Source organism: Kitasatospora sp. NPDC059146 (genome assembly GCF_042786665.1).
Taxonomy (GTDB): Bacteria; Actinomycetota; Actinomycetes; order Streptomycetales; family Streptomycetaceae; genus Kitasatospora.
This window is the reverse complement of record NZ_JBHZCY010000180.1, coordinates 1-15309: the sequence shown is the minus strand read 5'-3', so window position 1 is coordinate 15309 and position 15309 is coordinate 1. Positions and strand designations below refer to the sequence as shown.

The 15309-nt window shown below is 71.4% G+C and carries 13 protein-coding genes; 7 read left to right on the top strand and 6 right to left on the bottom strand.

Going from position 1 to position 15309, the window contains the following annotated elements:
• Positions 1-46: 46 nt before the first annotated feature.
• The 3 genes from purM to ACFXPX_RS40750 all read right to left on the bottom strand — a co-directional run bounded on the left by purM (position 47) and on the right by ACFXPX_RS40750 (position 3885).
• Positions 47-1132, bottom strand: a complete 1086-nt coding sequence (gene purM, locus ACFXPX_RS40760) for a phosphoribosylformylglycinamidine cyclo-ligase (protein WP_375896300.1) — start codon at positions 1130-1132, stop codon at positions 47-49.
• Positions 1133-1215: 83 nt separating this feature from the next.
• The gene (purF, locus tag ACFXPX_RS40755) at positions 1216-2799 is read right to left on the bottom strand and encodes an amidophosphoribosyltransferase (RefSeq protein ID WP_380525580.1); all 1584 of its coding nucleotides are present in this window, start codon (positions 2797-2799) and stop codon (positions 1216-1218) included.
• A gap of 240 nt (positions 2800-3039) precedes the next feature.
• Complete coding sequence (locus ACFXPX_RS40750; RefSeq protein WP_375896295.1) at positions 3040-3885, bottom strand: diacylglycerol kinase; 846 nt, start codon at positions 3883-3885, stop codon at positions 3040-3042.
• A 126-nt stretch (positions 3886-4011) separates the two neighbouring features.
• Here ACFXPX_RS40750 and ACFXPX_RS40745 point away from each other — a divergent pair, with 126 nt between their 5' ends.
• Both ACFXPX_RS40745 and ACFXPX_RS40740 read left to right on the top strand, forming a co-directional pair.
• Positions 4012-5295, top strand: coding sequence for an adenylosuccinate synthase (locus ACFXPX_RS40745; protein WP_375896292.1), 1284 nt, complete (start codon positions 4012-4014; stop codon positions 5293-5295).
• Between the two features lie 125 nt (positions 5296-5420).
• Positions 5421-6023: a GNAT family N-acetyltransferase gene (locus ACFXPX_RS40740; RefSeq protein WP_375896291.1), complete on the top strand. Its 603-nt coding sequence runs from the start codon at positions 5421-5423 to the stop codon at positions 6021-6023.
• Between the two features lie 20 nt (positions 6024-6043).
• Here ACFXPX_RS40740 and ACFXPX_RS40735 read toward each other — a convergent pair whose 3' ends face one another.
• Positions 6044-6199, bottom strand: coding sequence for a hypothetical protein (locus ACFXPX_RS40735; RefSeq protein ID WP_380644866.1), 156 nt, complete (start codon positions 6197-6199; stop codon positions 6044-6046).
• A gap of 357 nt (positions 6200-6556) precedes the next feature.
• Between ACFXPX_RS40735 and ACFXPX_RS40730 the strand changes: the two genes are divergently transcribed.
• The 3 genes from ACFXPX_RS40730 (at position 6557) to metG (ending at position 9457) form a co-directional block, all read left to right on the top strand.
• Positions 6557-7405: a helix-turn-helix domain-containing protein gene (locus ACFXPX_RS40730; protein ID WP_375896286.1), complete on the top strand. Its 849-nt coding sequence runs from the start codon at positions 6557-6559 to the stop codon at positions 7403-7405.
• Positions 7402-7602: a DUF397 domain-containing protein gene (locus tag ACFXPX_RS40725; protein WP_375896283.1), complete on the top strand. Its 201-nt coding sequence runs from the start codon at positions 7402-7404 to the stop codon at positions 7600-7602. The genes ACFXPX_RS40730 and ACFXPX_RS40725 overlap by 4 nt, the downstream gene beginning before the upstream one ends.
• Before the next feature lie 133 nt (positions 7603-7735).
• On the top strand, positions 7736-9457 hold the full coding sequence (metG, locus tag ACFXPX_RS40720) for a methionine--tRNA ligase (RefSeq protein WP_380525582.1): 1722 nt from the start codon (positions 7736-7738) through the stop codon (positions 9455-9457).
• A 121-nt stretch (positions 9458-9578) separates the two neighbouring features.
• On the opposite strand, the gene sbnB is transcribed toward metG, so the two are convergent.
• Both sbnB and ACFXPX_RS40710 read right to left on the bottom strand, forming a co-directional pair.
• The gene (gene sbnB, locus ACFXPX_RS40715) at positions 9579-10586 is read right to left on the bottom strand and encodes a 2,3-diaminopropionate biosynthesis protein SbnB (protein ID WP_375896278.1); all 1008 of its coding nucleotides are present in this window, start codon (positions 10584-10586) and stop codon (positions 9579-9581) included.
• 72 nt (positions 10587-10658) lie between these two features.
• Positions 10659-12890, bottom strand: coding sequence for an MMPL family transporter (locus ACFXPX_RS40710; RefSeq protein ID WP_375896276.1), 2232 nt, complete (start codon positions 12888-12890; stop codon positions 10659-10661).
• A gap of 461 nt (positions 12891-13351) precedes the next feature.
• On the opposite strand from ACFXPX_RS40710, the gene ACFXPX_RS40705 reads away from it, so the two are divergent.
• Positions 13352-14449 (top strand): ATP-binding cassette domain-containing protein, encoded by a 1098-nt coding sequence (locus tag ACFXPX_RS40705; RefSeq protein ID WP_380525596.1) that lies wholly within the window; start codon positions 13352-13354, stop codon positions 14447-14449.
• A complete protein-coding gene (locus ACFXPX_RS40700) occupies positions 14446-15264 on the top strand; it encodes an ABC transporter permease (RefSeq protein WP_380525583.1) in 819 nt (272 codons plus the stop codon). The genes ACFXPX_RS40705 and ACFXPX_RS40700 overlap by 4 nt, the downstream gene beginning before the upstream one ends.
• Positions 15265-15309 lie beyond the last annotated feature (45 nt).

Below are 15309 nucleotides of genomic sequence, written 5' to 3'. Positions count from 1 at the left end.
GCCCCTCCGGTGCACCGGAGGGGCCCTCTGCGCGTCCGACCGGCCGTCAGGCCGTCGTGAAGCCCTCGTAGGCGTTGTACAGGGCCGCACCGGCCTCGTGCTCGTCCGTGCGGTCGACCACGTCGCCGAGCAGCCAGGCCTCGACGCCCCGGTCCTCCAGGATCGACAGCACCACGTCCACCGAGTGCGGCGGGACGACGGCGACCATGCCGACGCCCATGTTGAGCGTCTTCTCGATCTCCAGGGTGGCCACCTTGCCGACCTCGGCGACGGTCCGGAAGACCGGCAGCGGGGTCCAGGTGCCGCGGTCCAGGCGGGCGTGCAGGCCCTCCGGGATCACCCGGGCCAGGTTGGCCGCCAGGCCGCCGCCGGTGACGTGCGAGAAGGCGTGCACCTCGGTGGCCCGGGTGAGCGCCAGGCAGTCCAGCGAGTAGATCCGGGTCGGCTCCAGCAGCTCCTCGCCGAGGGTGCGGCCGAACTCCTCGACCTTGCGGTCCAGCTTCCAGCCGGCCTCGTTCAGCAGCACGTGGCGGACCAGCGAGTAGCCGTTGGAGTGCAGGCCGGAGGCGGCCATCGCGATCACCACGTCGCCGGCCCGGACCCGCTCGGCGCCCAGCAGCGCGTCGGCCTCGACCACGCCGGTGCCGGCGCCCGCGACGTCGTACTCGTCCGGGCCGAGCAAGCCCGGGTGCTCGGCGGTCTCGCCGCCCACCAGGGCGCAGCCGGCCAGCGCGCAGCCCTCGGCGATGCCCTTGACGATCGAGGCGACCCGCTCGGGGACGACCTTGCCGACGCAGATGTAGTCGGTCATGAAGAGCGGCTCGGCGCCGCACACCACGAGGTCGTCCACGACCATGCCGACCAGGTCGTGGCCGATGGTGTCGTGCTTGTCCATGGCGGCCGCGATGGCCACCTTGGTCCCCACGCCGTCGGTGGCCGAGGCCAGCAGCGGCCGCTCGTAGTTCTTGAGGGCGGACACGTCGAAGAGGCCGGCGAAGCCGCCGAGACCGCCGACCACCTCGGGGCGGCTGGCCTTCTTCACCCACTGCTTCATGAGCTCGACGGCGCGGTCGCCCGCCTCGATGTCGACACCGGCGGCGGCGTAGGTGGCGCCGTTCTGGTTGCTGGTCACTGCGTGCGGCCCTTTCGGGTCAGGTGGGGGTGGTTCGGAAACAGCGGTGGGGCCCCGGTTCGCGGGACCCCACCGTGGATTCGCTACGGGCGGCGCAGCGCGTCGGCCGCGCCCGCCCCGCCGAGCAGCGACTGGACGCCGTCCAGGTCGCTGCCGCTGGTCGGCTTGCCGCGGACGGCCGGCTGCTGCTGGCCGCCCTTGATCTCGGCCTCCAGCAGGAGCTTGCCGAGCAGCGCCGGGTCCGGCAGCTCCATCGGGTACTCGCCGTCGAAGCAGGCCCGGCAGAGCCTGTCCTTGGGCTGCTTGGTGGCCTCGATCATGCCGTCGATCGAGATGTACGAGAGCGAGTCGGCGCCGAGCGTGCGGCCGATCTCCTCGATGGTCATGCCGTTGGCGATCAGCTCCGCGCGGGTGGCGAAGTCGATGCCGAAGAAGCAGGGCCACTTCACCGGGGGCGAGGAGATCCGGATGTGCACCTCGGCGGCGCCCGCCTCGCGCAGCATCTTCACCAGCGCGCGCTGGGTGTTGCCGCGGACGATCGAGTCGTCCACCACCACCAGGCGCTTGCCGGCGATGACCTCACGCAGCGGGTTCAGCTTGAGCCGGATGCCGAGCTGGCGGATCGTCTGGCTGGGCTGGATGAAGGTGCGGCCCACGTAGGCGTTCTTCACCAGGCCGGAGCCGTACGGGATGCCGCTGGCCTCGGCGTAGCCGATCGCGGCGGGGGTGCCGGACTCGGGCGTCGCTATCACCAGGTCGGCCTCGACCGGGGCCTCCACGGCCAGCCGACGGCCCATCTCCACCCGGGAGAGGTGCACGTTGCGGCCGGCGATGGAGGTGTCGGGGCGGGCCAGGTAGACGTACTCGAAGACGCAGCCCTTGGGCTTGGCCTCGGCGAAGCGCGAGGTGCGCATGCCGTTCTCGTCGATGGCGATGAGCTCGCCGGGCTCGACCTCGCGGATGAAGGAGGCGCCGCAGATGTCCAGCGCCGCCGTCTCGGAGGCGACCACCCAGCCGCGCTCCAGCCGGCCGAGCACCAGCGGGCGGATGCCCTGCGGGTCGCGGGCGGCGTAGAGGGTGTGCTCGTCCATGAAGACGAGCGAGAAGGCGCCCTTGACCTTCGGCAGCACGACCTTGGCCGTCTCCTCGATGGAGAGGTCCGGGTGGCCGGCCAGCAGCGCGGTCACCAGGTCGGTGTCGTTGGTCGCGGCGGTCCGGCCGGAGCGCGAGACGTGCTCCTCGCCGGGCAGTTCGGCGACCATGGCCGCCAGTTCGGCGGTGTTCACCAGGTTTCCGTTGTGCCCGAGGGCCAGCGAACCGTGGACGGTCGCCCGGAAGGTCGGCTGGGCGTTCTCCCAGACCGAGGAACCGGTGGTCGAGTAGCGGGCGTGTCCGACGGCGATATGCCCGTGCAACGACCCCAGGGAGGCCTCGTCGAAGACCTGGGAGACGAGTCCCATGTCCTTGAAGACGAGAATCTGGGAGCCATTGCTCACTGCGATGCCCGCGGATTCCTGACCGCGGTGCTGCAGGGCGTAAAGGCCGAAGAACGTGAGCTTGGCGACCTCCTCGCCGGGAGCCCAGACACCGAAGACGCCGCAAGCGTCCTGGGGGCCTTTCTCACCGGGAAGAAGATCGTGGTTGAGTCTTCCGTCACCACGTGGCACGCCTTCGAGTCTAGGGCAGTTGACCAGGGCTTCCGGTACCCGGGAGGTCCGCTCCGGGCGGAGATCGCGGAGTAACGCGCGTAGACAAAACCCCTTACGGAGCCGGGAATTCGGGTGGGGGAATTCCGGCGGGCGGCGGTTGGCCTTGCGGTTCGCGCCCGTTGGGGCTTTCCGTGTGCGCAGCGGTGGTCGCCGGGCGGCTCCGAACGTGAGCCTGCTCACCCGGGGTTCACCCGGAGGTCACGCGGCGGGCAGCAACAGGCCCCAGGCGCCCGGGTGCACCGTCCAGGTCCGGGCCCGGACCGGGCCGACCGGATGGCCGTCCGCCTCGTAGCCGAAGCCGCGCCCGACCACCGAGACACTGGCCGCCCGCGCCCGCACCAGCGCGCCGGGCGCGCGGACCACCACCTCCAGCACGCCGGCGCCGTCCGCGCCGGCACCGGTGAGGGTCAGCTCGACCAGCCGGACCGGGCGGTGCACGTCGGCCAGCAGCCGGCCGTCCGCCTCGACCCGGACCCGGGGGCTGTGGTCGACCGCGTCGGAGGTGAGTGCGTTCGCCTGCTCGGCCGCAGCCAGTTTCGCCCATAGCGAACGCCAACCACCCGGACGGCCCTCCGAGCGGGGCGCTCCGCCGCCGGTGATCCGCACCCCGCCGAGCGCCACCCCGCCACCGTCGTCCACCAGCAGGTCGAAGGTGCGCGGCGACCCCGACAGCACCGCCCGCGCGGCCCGCACCGGCTCCTCCGGCACACCCAGTGCGCGGGCCGCCGCCAGCTCCTCCGCGCGGCCGACCGGAACCATGCCCACCGGATCCGCGCCCAGCTCACGCTGGCGGTGCAGGGCCTGGAGCACCCGCTGCAGGGCGAGGTCGGAACCGATCACCACCGGTCGCCGCCGACCCCGGTGCGAAAGCATCCGGTCGAGTTCGGTCGGGTTGTCCGGATAGGCCACCTTGACGTCCGCACCCCCGCAGAGCACGTCCCTCGCGATCCGCACCGACTCCCCGTCGGTCCGCCGGGCCACCGGGTCGAGCAGCAGCAGAAGGGGCTCGGGACCGCCGGTTCCAGGCGTGGACAGGGACGACACGACCGGTCCTTCCTCAGGTAATCTCTCGGTGCAAGAGCCCCTTGCGCCATTGCGCCAGGGGCTTCGTCTATCTCGGGGCAGACTGCGGCCTACGCAGGATGCCCCAACCGGAAGGGGTGTACGCCTGTGCCGGCACTCGTGCTCGTTGGCGCTCAGTGGGGGGACGAGGGCAAGGGGAAGGCCACCGACCTCCTCGGCGGCTCCGTCGACTACGTCGTCCGCTACCAGGGCGGCAACAACGCCGGTCACACGGTGGTCATCGGCGACCAGAAGTACGCCCTGCACCTGCTCCCCTCCGGCATCCTCAGCCCGAACGTGACCCCGGTCATCGGCAACGGCGTCGTCATCGACCCGGGCGTGCTGCTCTCCGAGCTGGCCGGCCTGAACGAGCGCGGCATCGACACCTCGAAGCTGCTGGTCTCGGGCAACGCCCACCTGATCACCCCGTACCACCGGACCATCGACAAGGTCACCGAGCGCTTCCTCGGCAAGCGCCGGATCGGCACCACCGGCCGCGGCATCGGCCCGACCTACGCGGACAAGATCAACCGCGTCGGCATCCGGGTCCAGGACCTGTTCGACGAGTCGATCCTGCGCCAGAAGATCGAGGCGGCGCTGCACGACAAGAACCAGATCCTGGTCAAGCTCTACAACCGCCGCGCCATCCCGGCCGACCTGGTGGTCGAGGAGTACCTGGGCTACGCGGACAAGATCCGGCCCTTCCTCGCCGACACCACCCTCGTCCTGGACGAGGCGCTCAAGGCGAACAAGGTCGTCCTGCTGGAGGGCGGCCAGGGCACCCTGCTCGACGTCGACCACGGCACGTACCCCTTCGTGACCTCGTCGAACCCGACCGCGGGCGGCGCCTGCACCGGCGCCGGCATCGGCCCCACCAAGATCGACCGGGTCATCGGCATCCTCAAGGCCTACACCACCCGCGTCGGCTCCGGCCCGTTCCCGACCGAGCTGCTCGACGAGGACGGCGAGGCGCTGCGCCGGATCGGTGGCGAGCGCGGTGTCACCACCGGCCGCGACCGCCGCTGCGGCTGGTTCGACGCCGTCATCGCGCGCTACGCGACCCGGGTCAACGGCCTCACCGACTTCTTCCTCACCAAGCTCGACGTGCTGACCGGCTGGGAGCAGATCCCGGTCTGCGTCGCGTACGAGATCGACGGCCGGCGGGTCGAGGAACTCCCCTACAACCAGTCGGACTTCCACCACGCCAAGCCGATCTACGAGACGCTGCCGGGCTGGACCGAGGACATCAGCAAGGCGAAGACCTTCGCCGAGCTGCCGAAGAACGCCCAGGCCTACGTGAAGGCGCTGGAGGAGATGTCCGGCGCGCCGATCTCCGCCATCGGCGTCGGCCCGGGCCGGGACGAGACGATCCAGATCAACTCGTTCATCTGAGCCCGTTCCTCCGGAGGGCCCCGCGGGACGCACCGTCCCGCGGGGCCCTCCGCTTTGCCCTCGACTCATTGCACTAGTACGTAAATCCATTGCATCTAGTGCAGAGGCGCGCTACGTTCGGGGGCATGACCGCGAAGCCGCCCACCGCCATCACCCTCACCGGCCGCCACATCCGCCTGGAGCCGCTGGGGCGCCACCACCTCGCCGACCTGTGGGCCGCCATCGGCTCCGACCCCGAGGTCTGGCGCTGGACCATGGACCTCCCGCCGGCCTCCGAGGAGGAGCTCGGCCGCATCCTGGACCTCCGCATCGCCGGGGCCGAGCGGGGCGACTCGGTCTGGTTCGCCGCCGTCGACCTCGCGGCCGGCACCGCCGTCGGCATCACCGGCTACCACGACATCAACCCCACGGACGAGTCGGTCGAGATCGGCGGCACCCTGTACGCCCGCTCCGTCTGGCGCACCGCGGTCAACAGCGAGGCCAAGCTGCTGCTGCTCACCCACGCCTTCGAGGACCTCGGCACCGGCCGCGTCTACTGGAAGACCGACGCCCTCAACGAGCGCTCCCGCAACGCCATCCTGCGCCTCGGCGCCCGGTTCGAGGGCGTCCTGCGCCGCCACCGCCTCCGCCCCACCGGCACCTGGCGCGACAGCGCCTACTTCTCGATGCTCGCCGACGAGTGGCCCCCCGCCAAGGCCCGCCTGACCGCCCGCCTCGCCCGCGGCTGACGGCGGGCCCCGGGCCGGGGCTATTCGTGCTCGGCGCGGGTGGAATGACGGGGGATCAACTCCGGTTTTGTCGAGCGGAGTTCCCGGGGCTGCATGTTGACCAGCCAGACCAGCCAGCCGACGAAAAGGACGGCGAGGAGGAGGGCGGACAATCCGGCGACCAGAAGGGCATTCACCGGGGTACGGAAATGCGCTGGGGGAGGTGGGGGCGGTGGGGGCGCGGGTGCGGGGGGCCGGGAGGGGGAGGAAGGGGCACGGCTGTCTCCGGTCGGTGATGCCGAACGCCCTGACCGTGCATCTGGGTGTATTTACGGCTGATTGGCAGGGCCGATAGGCGACTTGGCGACTGTTTAGGGGACAACAAGTCAGCGAGTGACACGGACGACCATAGGGTCAGGGTGCCAGAGTTGCTACCGAGGGACTGGACGTTCACTCCATCGTGGGGTATCCCCCAATTCGCTAGCTAGGGCCCGGTGTGCACGTCACACTTCACCGGAAGCATCGACCGAAGCCGCGATCCGGAGAAGAGAGTCATGCCACCCCGCTTGTCGCCGACCGTCCGCCAGCAGCGCCTGGGGATCGAGCTGCGCAAGATGCGCGAACGCGTGGGCGTGACGCCCAAGAGCCTGGCCGCCACGATCGGCACCGACCTGCCCAAGATCTCCCAGATGGAGAACGGGAAGTCGGGCATCAGCGCCGAACGGCTCCGGACCTGGGCGCGCACCTGCGGCTGCCCCGACGGCCCGTACCTGGACGCGCTGCTCGCCATGACCCAGGACCGCCGCAAGTACTGGTGGGACGGCTACCGGGGCCGGATGCCCGGCGGGATCATCGACATCGCCGAGATGGAGCACCACGCCGCGTCGCTCTCCATCCTCAACAGCACCTTCATCCCCGGGCTGCTACAGACCCCGGACTACGCGGCCGCGGTGTTCGAGCGGCTCCCCGCCCAGCACCGCCAGGAGGCGCAGGTCCGGAAGGAATTCCGGATTCGGCGCCAGCAGATCTTCGTCGACCGCCCGAAGCCGTACAGCGCGATCCTGCACGAATCCGCGCTGCGGATGCAGTTCGGCGGCCCCGCCGTGCTGCGCGACCAGTTGCACAGCCTGCTGCTGAATTCCGAGCGGCCCGGACTGGAGATCCGGGTGATCCCGTTCAGTGTGCCCACGTACACCGGCTCCTCGGAGAGCCCGTATCTCGCGCGCGGGCCCGTCCCGGAGCTGGACACCGTCCAGATCGAGCTCGTGCACGGGCCGAAGTTCGTGCACTCCGAAGCGGAATTGTCGTCCTACCGACGGATCAAGGAGAAGACCGCGGCGATCGCGCTGGGGGCGGCGGAGTCCCGGGAGTTCATCCGGGCCTTACTGAAAGACTTCTCATGAGTACGTGGCGCAAGGCGTCGGCCAGCGGCGAGAGCACCGACTGCGTGGAGGTCAGAACCTACGCCGGGCAGGTGGAGATCCGCGAGTCGGACCTGCCCGAGGTGGTCGTGCGGACCACGCCGCGCAAGTGGGCGGCGTTCGTCCGCGGGGTCAAGGCCGGGGAGTTCGACCGGTACGCCGACTTCACCCGTCCGTGAGGCCGCGCTGCCCCCGTCGCGGGCCGGTCGGCGGGGCGGCCGACGGTAGGCTTGGCAGCCCACAGTGGACCCCTGCGCCTGGCACCGCACTCCGGGTGGGGTGCGCGTGCGGGAGAAATCGGAGCATCCGAGGATGGCTCGGCACCTGATCACCAGCGCCCTTCCGTACATCAACGGGATCAAGCACCTGGGCAACCTGGTCGGGTCGATGCTCCCGGCGGACGTCCACGCCCGCTACCTGCGCCAACGCGGCCACGAGGTGCTGTACATCTGCGCCACCGACGAGCACGGCACGCCCGCCGAACTGGCGGCGCAGGAGGCCGGGTTGCCGGTCGCCGAGTTCTGCGCCCGGGCGCACGACGCCCAGCGGGCGGTGTACGACGGCTTCGGGCTGTCCTTCGACCACTTCGGCCGCAGCTCCTCGCCGCAGAACCGGGAGATCACCCAGGAGATCGCCCGCGAGCTCCAGCGCAACGGCTTCGTCGAGGAGCGCGCGGTCCGCCAGGTGTACTCCAACGCCGACGGCCGCTTCCTGCCGGACCGCTACATCGTCGGCACCTGCCCGCACTGCGGCTACGACAAGGCGCGCGGCGACCAGTGCGAGAACTGCACCCGGGTGCTGGACCCGACCGACCTGCTGGAGCCGCGCTCGGCGATCAGCGGCAGCGCCGACCTCGAAGTCCGGGAGACCAGGCACCTGTTCCTGCTCCAGTCGAAGCTGACCCAGGAGGTCGAGGCCTGGATCGCCGCGCACGGCGACGACTGGCCGGTGCTGGCCTCCTCGATCGCCCGCAAGTGGCTGACCGAGGGCCTCCAGGACCGCTCGATCACCCGCGACCTGGAGTGGGGCGTCCCGGTGCCGGCCGACGTGTGGCCCGAACTGGCCGCCGAGGGCAAGGTGTTCTACGTCTGGTTCGACGCCCCGATCGAGTACATCGGCGCCACCAAGGAGTGGGCGGACGCCGCCCCGGCCGGGCAGCCGCGGGACTGGAGGTCCTGGTGGTACGAGGCCGACGACACCGTCCGCTACACCGAGTTCATGGCCAAGGACAACGTCCCGTTCCACACCGTGATGTTCCCGGCGACGATCCTCGGCTCGCGCCGCCCGTGGAAGAAGGTCGACTACGTCAAGGCCTTCAACTGGCTGACGTACTACGGCGGGAAGTTCTCCACCAGCCAGAAGCGCGGCATCTTCACCGACGTCGCGCTGGAGCTGCTGCCCGCCGACTACTGGCGCTACTTCCTGATGGCGCACGCCCCCGAGTCGGACGACTCCAGCTTCACCTGGGACCTCTTCGCCTCGGTGGTCAACAAGGACCTCGCCGACACCCTCGGCAACTTCGTGAACCGGGTGCTCTCGTTCAGCCGCAAGCGCTTCGGCGACGAAGTCCCGGCCGGGGCCGCGCCGGGCGGGGCCGAGGAGCGGCTCGGCGAGCAGACCGCCGGCCTGCTGGCCGAGTACGAGGCCCAGCTGGAGGCGCTCAACTTCCGCAAGGCGGCGCAGGCGCTGCGCGCGCTGTGGAGCGCCGGAAACGCCTACCTGGACGAGAAGGCGCCCTGGCTCCAGGTGAAGACCGACCCGGAGGCGGCGGCGCTGACCCTGCGGACGGCGATGAACCTGATCCACCTGTACGCGGTGGTGTCCGAGCCGTTCGTCCCGACCGCGGCGGCCGCGATGCGCGGCGCCTTCGCGCTGCCCGGGGACACCCGGACCTGGATCGACGGGGACGCGGCCCGGGCGCTGGACCTCGTCCCGGCCGGGACGCCGTTCACCGTGCCGCCGGTGCTGTTCGCGAAGGTCACCGACGAGGACCTGGCGGCCTGGGCGGCGCGCTTCGGCGGCGCGCAGGCCTGAGCACGCCACGAGGGCCCCGACCGCGGTCACGGCGGTCGGGGCCCTCGTCGGTGGTGCCGGGCCCTTCGTGGGGGGGCGGGCCCGGGGTCGGCGGGCCCGGTGGGGCGGGCCCGGGGTGGGGCTACCAGCGGGTGGTCTCCGCGAAGAAGCCGGGGATCTCGGTCGCCCGGCCGGCCGCCACCGCCTCGTCGTGCACCAGCGCGCCGACCGCCAGGTCGAGCACGCCGAGGCCGAAGGGCGAGAAGACCACCGGGCGGTCGGTGCCGACGGCGACCTCGCCCTCGATCACCTGGGCCAGCGTGCCGGTGACGAACTCCCGGTTGCCGTAGAGCTGTTCGGCCAGGTGCGGAGAGGTGTTCGCCTTCATGCAGTGCTCCACGTCGTCGAGCACGTTGTACGCGCCGCCGATGATCTCCGGCGCGAGGTCGCGCAGCGAGATGTTGAGCACCAGCTGCCCGGGGGCGAAGGTCTCCGGGTCGAGGATGTACGGCTCGCCCGCGGTGGTGGCCAGCACCACCACGTCGGCGCCCTTGAGCGCCTCGTGCAGGTCCTCCACCACCTGGGCCGGGTAGCCGAGTTCGGCGTCGGCGTGGTCGACCAGCGCCCGGGCGTACTCGGCCTTGCGGTCGTGCACCACCAGCTCGTCGATCTCCCACTGCTGGGCGCCGAAGAACTCCAGGATGTTGCGGGCGATGATGCCGGCGCCGACCACCGCCAGCCGGCCCGCCGTACGGCCGCCGCTGAGCACCTCGGCGGCGAGCACGGCGGAGGCCGCGGTGCGGGCCGCGCTGATCTGCGAGGCCTCCAGGACGGCGAACGGGTAGCCGGTCTCGTAGTCGTTCAGCAGCAGGGCGGCCGAGGCGCGCGGGAAGCCCCGCTCGACGTTGGCCGGGAAGCTGCTGATCCACTTGATCCCGGCCAGTCCGACGCCGCCGCCGAGGTAGGCCGGCAGGGCGATGATCCGGGCGTCCGGCTTGGCCGGGAACCGCAGGAAGTAGCTGTCGGGGTTCACGGACTCGCCGGCGCCGTGGGTCAGGTAGGTCTCCCGGACCTCCTGGACGATCCTCGGGCGGGCTCCCGCGATGAGCTCGCGGGCGGTGGTGCCGTCGATGACTCTGAACTCGAACACGGTGGTGGCTCCAGTCGGGTCCGCCCGGTGCGGGCGGGGGTCGGGCGGTGCTGAGGGGCGGGCGGGGCCGGGTCAGCCGACGTAGGCGGTGCCGGCCGGCTCGTGCTGGCCGGCGGCGTGGTGCGCCCCGGCGGCGTGCGCGGCGCGGGTGGTGCGGCCGCCGCCCAGCCAGCGCGGCAGGTACCAGTTGGCGTCGCCGAGCAGGGCCATCACCGCGGGCAGCAGCACCGCGCGGACCAGGGTGGCGTCCAGCAGGACCGCGACCGCCAGGCCGATGCCGAGCTGCTTGAAGTCCTGCATGCCCAGGGTGCCGAAGACCGCGAACACCGCGACCATGATCAGACCGGCGCTGGTGACCACCCCGGCGGTGTTGCGGATGCCGAGGCCGACCGCCTCCCGGCTGGACCTGCCCGAGAGGTAGGCCTCGCGGATCCGGGAGACCACGAACACGTGGTAGTCCATCGAGAGGCCGAAGAGCACCACGAAGACGAACAGCGGCATCCAGGACTCGATCGCCCCCGGCGCCTTGGTGCCCACCAGCGAGGCGCCCCAGCCGTGCTGGAACACCGCGGTCATCACGCCGTACGCGGCCGCCACCGAGAGCAGGTTGAGCAGGATCGAGGTGATCGAGATGGTCAGCGAGCGGAAGGAGACCAGCATCAGCAGGAAGGTGACGCCCATGACGAAGGCGAACACCGGGACGATGCTGCGGTCCAGCTGGTTGTTGTAGTCGACCGAGAAGGCGAGGTCGCCGGCGACCAGCGCGGTGGTGCCCGGAACGGTCTTGAGGGTCTGCGGGACGATCTGCCCGCGCAGCGCCGACAGGGCCGCCTTGGAGGTGGCGTCGGTGCCGTTGCCCGCCAGCGGAACGCTGATCTGGGCGATGTTCTTGTCCTTCCAGTACCGCACGTCGATCTGGTTGCCGGTCTTCCCGGAGGCCAGGGCGGCCTGCTTGAAGTCCTCGATGCTCTTGGCGACCTGCGGCGAGTCGATGGAGTCGGCCTTGACCACCACGGTGGCGGGCGAGGGCGACCCCGGGAACTCGCGGTCGATCCGCTGCGAGACCGAGACCAGCGGGTTGTCGGAGGGCAGCAGCTTGTCCATGCCGAGCTTCTCGGTCTTCATGCCGAGCGCCGGCAGGGCCAGCACCAGCAGCACGGCGGCGGACAGCAGGGCGAAGATCCCCGGGCGGGCCAGCACGCCGCGCAGCAGCGCGTTGGCGGGCTTCGGGCTCGCCGCGGCGGTCTGACGGCGCTTGCTGATCCACGGGATCCGGCCGGCCGCGACCTTGTCGCCGAGCATCGACATCAGGGCCGGCAGCACGGTCATCGAACCGACCACCGCGACCGCGACGACCTCGATGGTGGCCATCGCGAAGCCCTCGAAGACGGTCAGCCCGGAGAGGAACATGCCGGCCATCGCGACCATCACGGTGAGGCCGGAGACCATCACCGAGTGGCCCGAGGTGTGGGCGGCGATCCGCAGCGCGGTCGCCTTGTCCCGGCCGGCCGCCCGCTCCTCGCGCTCGCGGCGCAGGTAGAACAGGCAGTAGTCGACGCCGACGGCGAGGCCCATCAGGAACATCACCGAGTTGGTCATGCCGTCCACCGGCACCGCCTGGCTGCTCAGCGCGAGCAGCCCGAGCGCGCCGATGCAGGCGGTGACCGCCAGGGCCACCGGCAGCACGGCCGCCACGAAGGCGCCGAAGACCACCAGCAGGATGCCCAACGCGACCGGCAGGGCGGTCAGTTCGGCGCGGGTGAAGTCGTCGCCGAGGCTGTCGTTGATGCCCTTGAGGGCGGTCGCGCCGCCGAACTCGCCGAGGGTCACCTGGGGGTGGGCCTTGGCGGTGTCCTGGACGGCGGTGATCACCGGGTCGATCCGGTCGGCCGCGGTGTCCGGGTCGCCGGTGACGGCGAACATGATCAGCGCCGAGTGCTTGTCGGCCGAGAAGGCCTGGGTGGTGTACGGGTCCCGCAGGTTCTCCGCGAGACCGGTCTTGTTGACCGCGTCGGCGGTGGCCTGGACGGCGCCGCGGAACTCCGCGGAGTCCGCGGTCAGCGCGTCGCTGTGGACCAGGATCAGCTCGTTGACCGGGTCGTTGATCCCGGCGTCCTTGAGGATCTGGGCGGCCTTGCCGGACTCCCCGGTCCCGTAGTCGGCCTGGGTCAGGCTCTTCTGCCCGACCATGCCACCGAGCACGGTGACCAGGATGACCAGGATGATCCAGCCGAAGACGGCTGTCTTGCGGTGCTGGGCACTCCACTCGCCCAGCCGGGCCGCGAAATTGCTTTGACGTGCCATTACCTCTCCTGCGATCGGCGGCAATGATCAAGCCGCGGTGGCGACAGACGGGTTGGATGTGTCCTGACCGGCTCGAGGGTGACCGGCGGAATAACCATGACCGTAGGCCCTCGCGAACGGCTTTGGAGCCCCTGGGAGTTGCAGCATCCTGCGGTGGCAAGCTGCTGCCAGCGGAGGCGGGCCGGAGCCCCTTACCGGCCTCGTTTCCCCGGTGCTACGGTCGGTCCCCGTTGAGGGACAACCATTCGAGCGGACCACATTCGAGTGACGCCGGGCCGATGATTCGGGAAAGTCGGCCGGCCGCCCCGAGCGACCGACCGGTCGTCGAGTGCGCGAGTACCCGACCGGGCCCGCGGGCCGACCCGAACGATTCCACCGAATTTCACGATTCCGCGCCGGAATGTGCTCCGGCGTCTGCTTTCCGAACGATCCACAGACCTCCGTGGAAGGGGGAATGAATGATGGACACCGCAATCAGGGCGACCGGACTCGGCAAGAGATACGGCGATCACCACGCGCTCAAGGGCGTGGACCTCGAGGTCGCGGCCGGCACCGTGCTCGGCCTGCTGGGCCCCAACGGCGCCGGCAAGACCACCACCGTCCGACTGCTCGCGACCCTGCTCGAACCGGACCAGGGGCGGGCCGAGGTGGCCGGCTTCGACGTCGTGCGCCAGCAGCGCCAGGTGCGCCGGCGGATCGGCCTGGCCGGTCAGTACGCCGCCGTCGACGGGCTGCTCACCGGTCGCGAGAACCTCGAACTCCTGGGCCGGCTCCTGCACCTGGGGCGCAAGGGCGCCCGGGAGCGGGCGGCCGAGCTGCTCGCCCGGTTCGAGCTGGAGGACGCCGCCGAGAAGCCGGCCCAGACCTACTCCGGCGGCATGCGCCGCCGGCTGGACCTGGCCGCCGCGCTGATCGGCCGGCCCGAGGTGCTGTTCCTGGACGAGCCGACCACCGGGCTGGACCCGGCGAGCCGGCTGGTGCTCTGGGAGATGGTCCGCGAACAGGTCGCCCAGGGGGTGACCGTGCTGCTCACCACCCAGTACCTGGAGGAGGCCGACTTCCTGGCCGACCGGATCCTGGTCATCGACACCGGCACGGTGATCGCCGAGGGCACCCCGGACGAGCTCAAGCGCAAGGTCGGCGAGGAGTGGCTGGAGGTGGGCGTCGGCACCGACGCGGCCATCGCCCAGGCCCTGGCCGTGCTCGCCCCGGTGGCCGCCGCCCAACCCGAGGTGGACCGCACCGGGCGCCGGATCACCGTCCAACTGGCCGACGGCATCGGCACCATCGCCGCCGCCGCGGTCGCCCTGGAGACGGCCCGGGTGCCGGTGACGGACTTCGCGCTGCGCCGTCCCTCGCTGGACGACGTGTTCTTCCACCTGACCGGGCGAGGCACCCAGATCGGCCGGGCCCCCGAGGAGGGCGCACCCGCGCTCGCACCGGGCGCACCGCAGCCGCGGACCGGGCAGGGCGACCGGCCCGGGCAGGGCGAAGTGGCCGAGCAGGGCGAACGGGAACCGGTGGCGGCCGCCGCCGGACGGACGGGAGACGAGCAGTGAGCGACATCGGCGCCTCGGCCGGCCTCGGCACGGCCATCGGAGACACCGCCGCGCTGATCGGCCGCCACCTGCGGCACCTGCGGCGCACCCCGGAGAAGATCATCGCGATCACCCTGACCCCGGTGACCATGGTGGTCGTGCTCGGCTACCTGTTCGCCAGCGTGGTGACCGTGACCGGCTCCGGCGAGTACCACGACTACGTGATGGCCGGGGTGTTCGCCCAGGTCGGCCTGACCTGCGTCGGCGTCGCCGCGCTGGGCGTGGCCACCGACCTGCGCACCGGGCTGATCGACCGCTTCCGCTCGCTGCCGATGGGCCGCTCCGCCGTGCTGGTCAGCCACACCGCGGCCGACCTGCTGACCGCCGCGGCCGCCACCTTCGCCGTCACCCTGGCCGGCCTGGGCGTCGGCTGGCGGATCCACAAGGACGTCGGCTCGGCGGCCCTGGGCTTCGTCCTGGTGCTGGCCTTCGCCTACGCGATGCTCTGGCTGGGCGCGCTGGTCGGCATGCTGATGCGCAACGCCGAGGCGATCAACGGCATCTCGGCGCTGTTCCTGGTCGTGCTGTCGTTCCTGTCCAACTCGTTCATGCCGCTGTCCGGGCTGCCCGCCTGGCTGCGCGCGGTGGCCGAGTGGAACCCGGTCAGCCTGGTGGCCGCGGCCTGCCGGGAGCTGTGGGGCAACGCCCCGTCGGTGGTCGGCAGCAGCCTGCCGGACCGGCACCCGGTGCTGCTCGCGGTGATCGTGGTGGCGGCCCTGATCGCGGTGCTGATCCCGGTCAACCTGCGGGTCTACCGCACCGCGGTGACGCGTTGACGCACCACCCGGCCGGCCGGTTCGCACGGGACGGCAGTCGTCCCG

Coding starts and splice junctions, on each gene's coding strand:
- ACFXPX_RS40740 (WP_375896291.1), top strand. CDS start 5,421: ATGACCGCGAAGCCGCCCACCGCCATCACCCTCACCGGCCGCCACATC.
- ACFXPX_RS40730 (WP_375896286.1), top strand. CDS start 6,557: ATGCCACCCCGCTTGTCGCCGACCGTCCGCCAGCAGCGCCTGGGGATC.
- ACFXPX_RS40725 (WP_375896283.1), top strand. CDS start 7,402: ATGAGTACGTGGCGCAAGGCGTCGGCCAGCGGCGAGAGCACCGACTGC.
- metG (WP_380525582.1), top strand. CDS start 7,736: ATGGCTCGGCACCTGATCACCAGCGCCCTTCCGTACATCAACGGGATC.
- ACFXPX_RS40710 (WP_375896276.1), bottom strand. CDS start 12,890: ATGGCACGTCAAAGCAATTTCGCGGCCCGGCTGGGCGAGTGGAGTGCC.
- ACFXPX_RS40705 (WP_380525596.1), top strand. CDS start 13,352: ATGGACACCGCAATCAGGGCGACCGGACTCGGCAAGAGATACGGCGAT.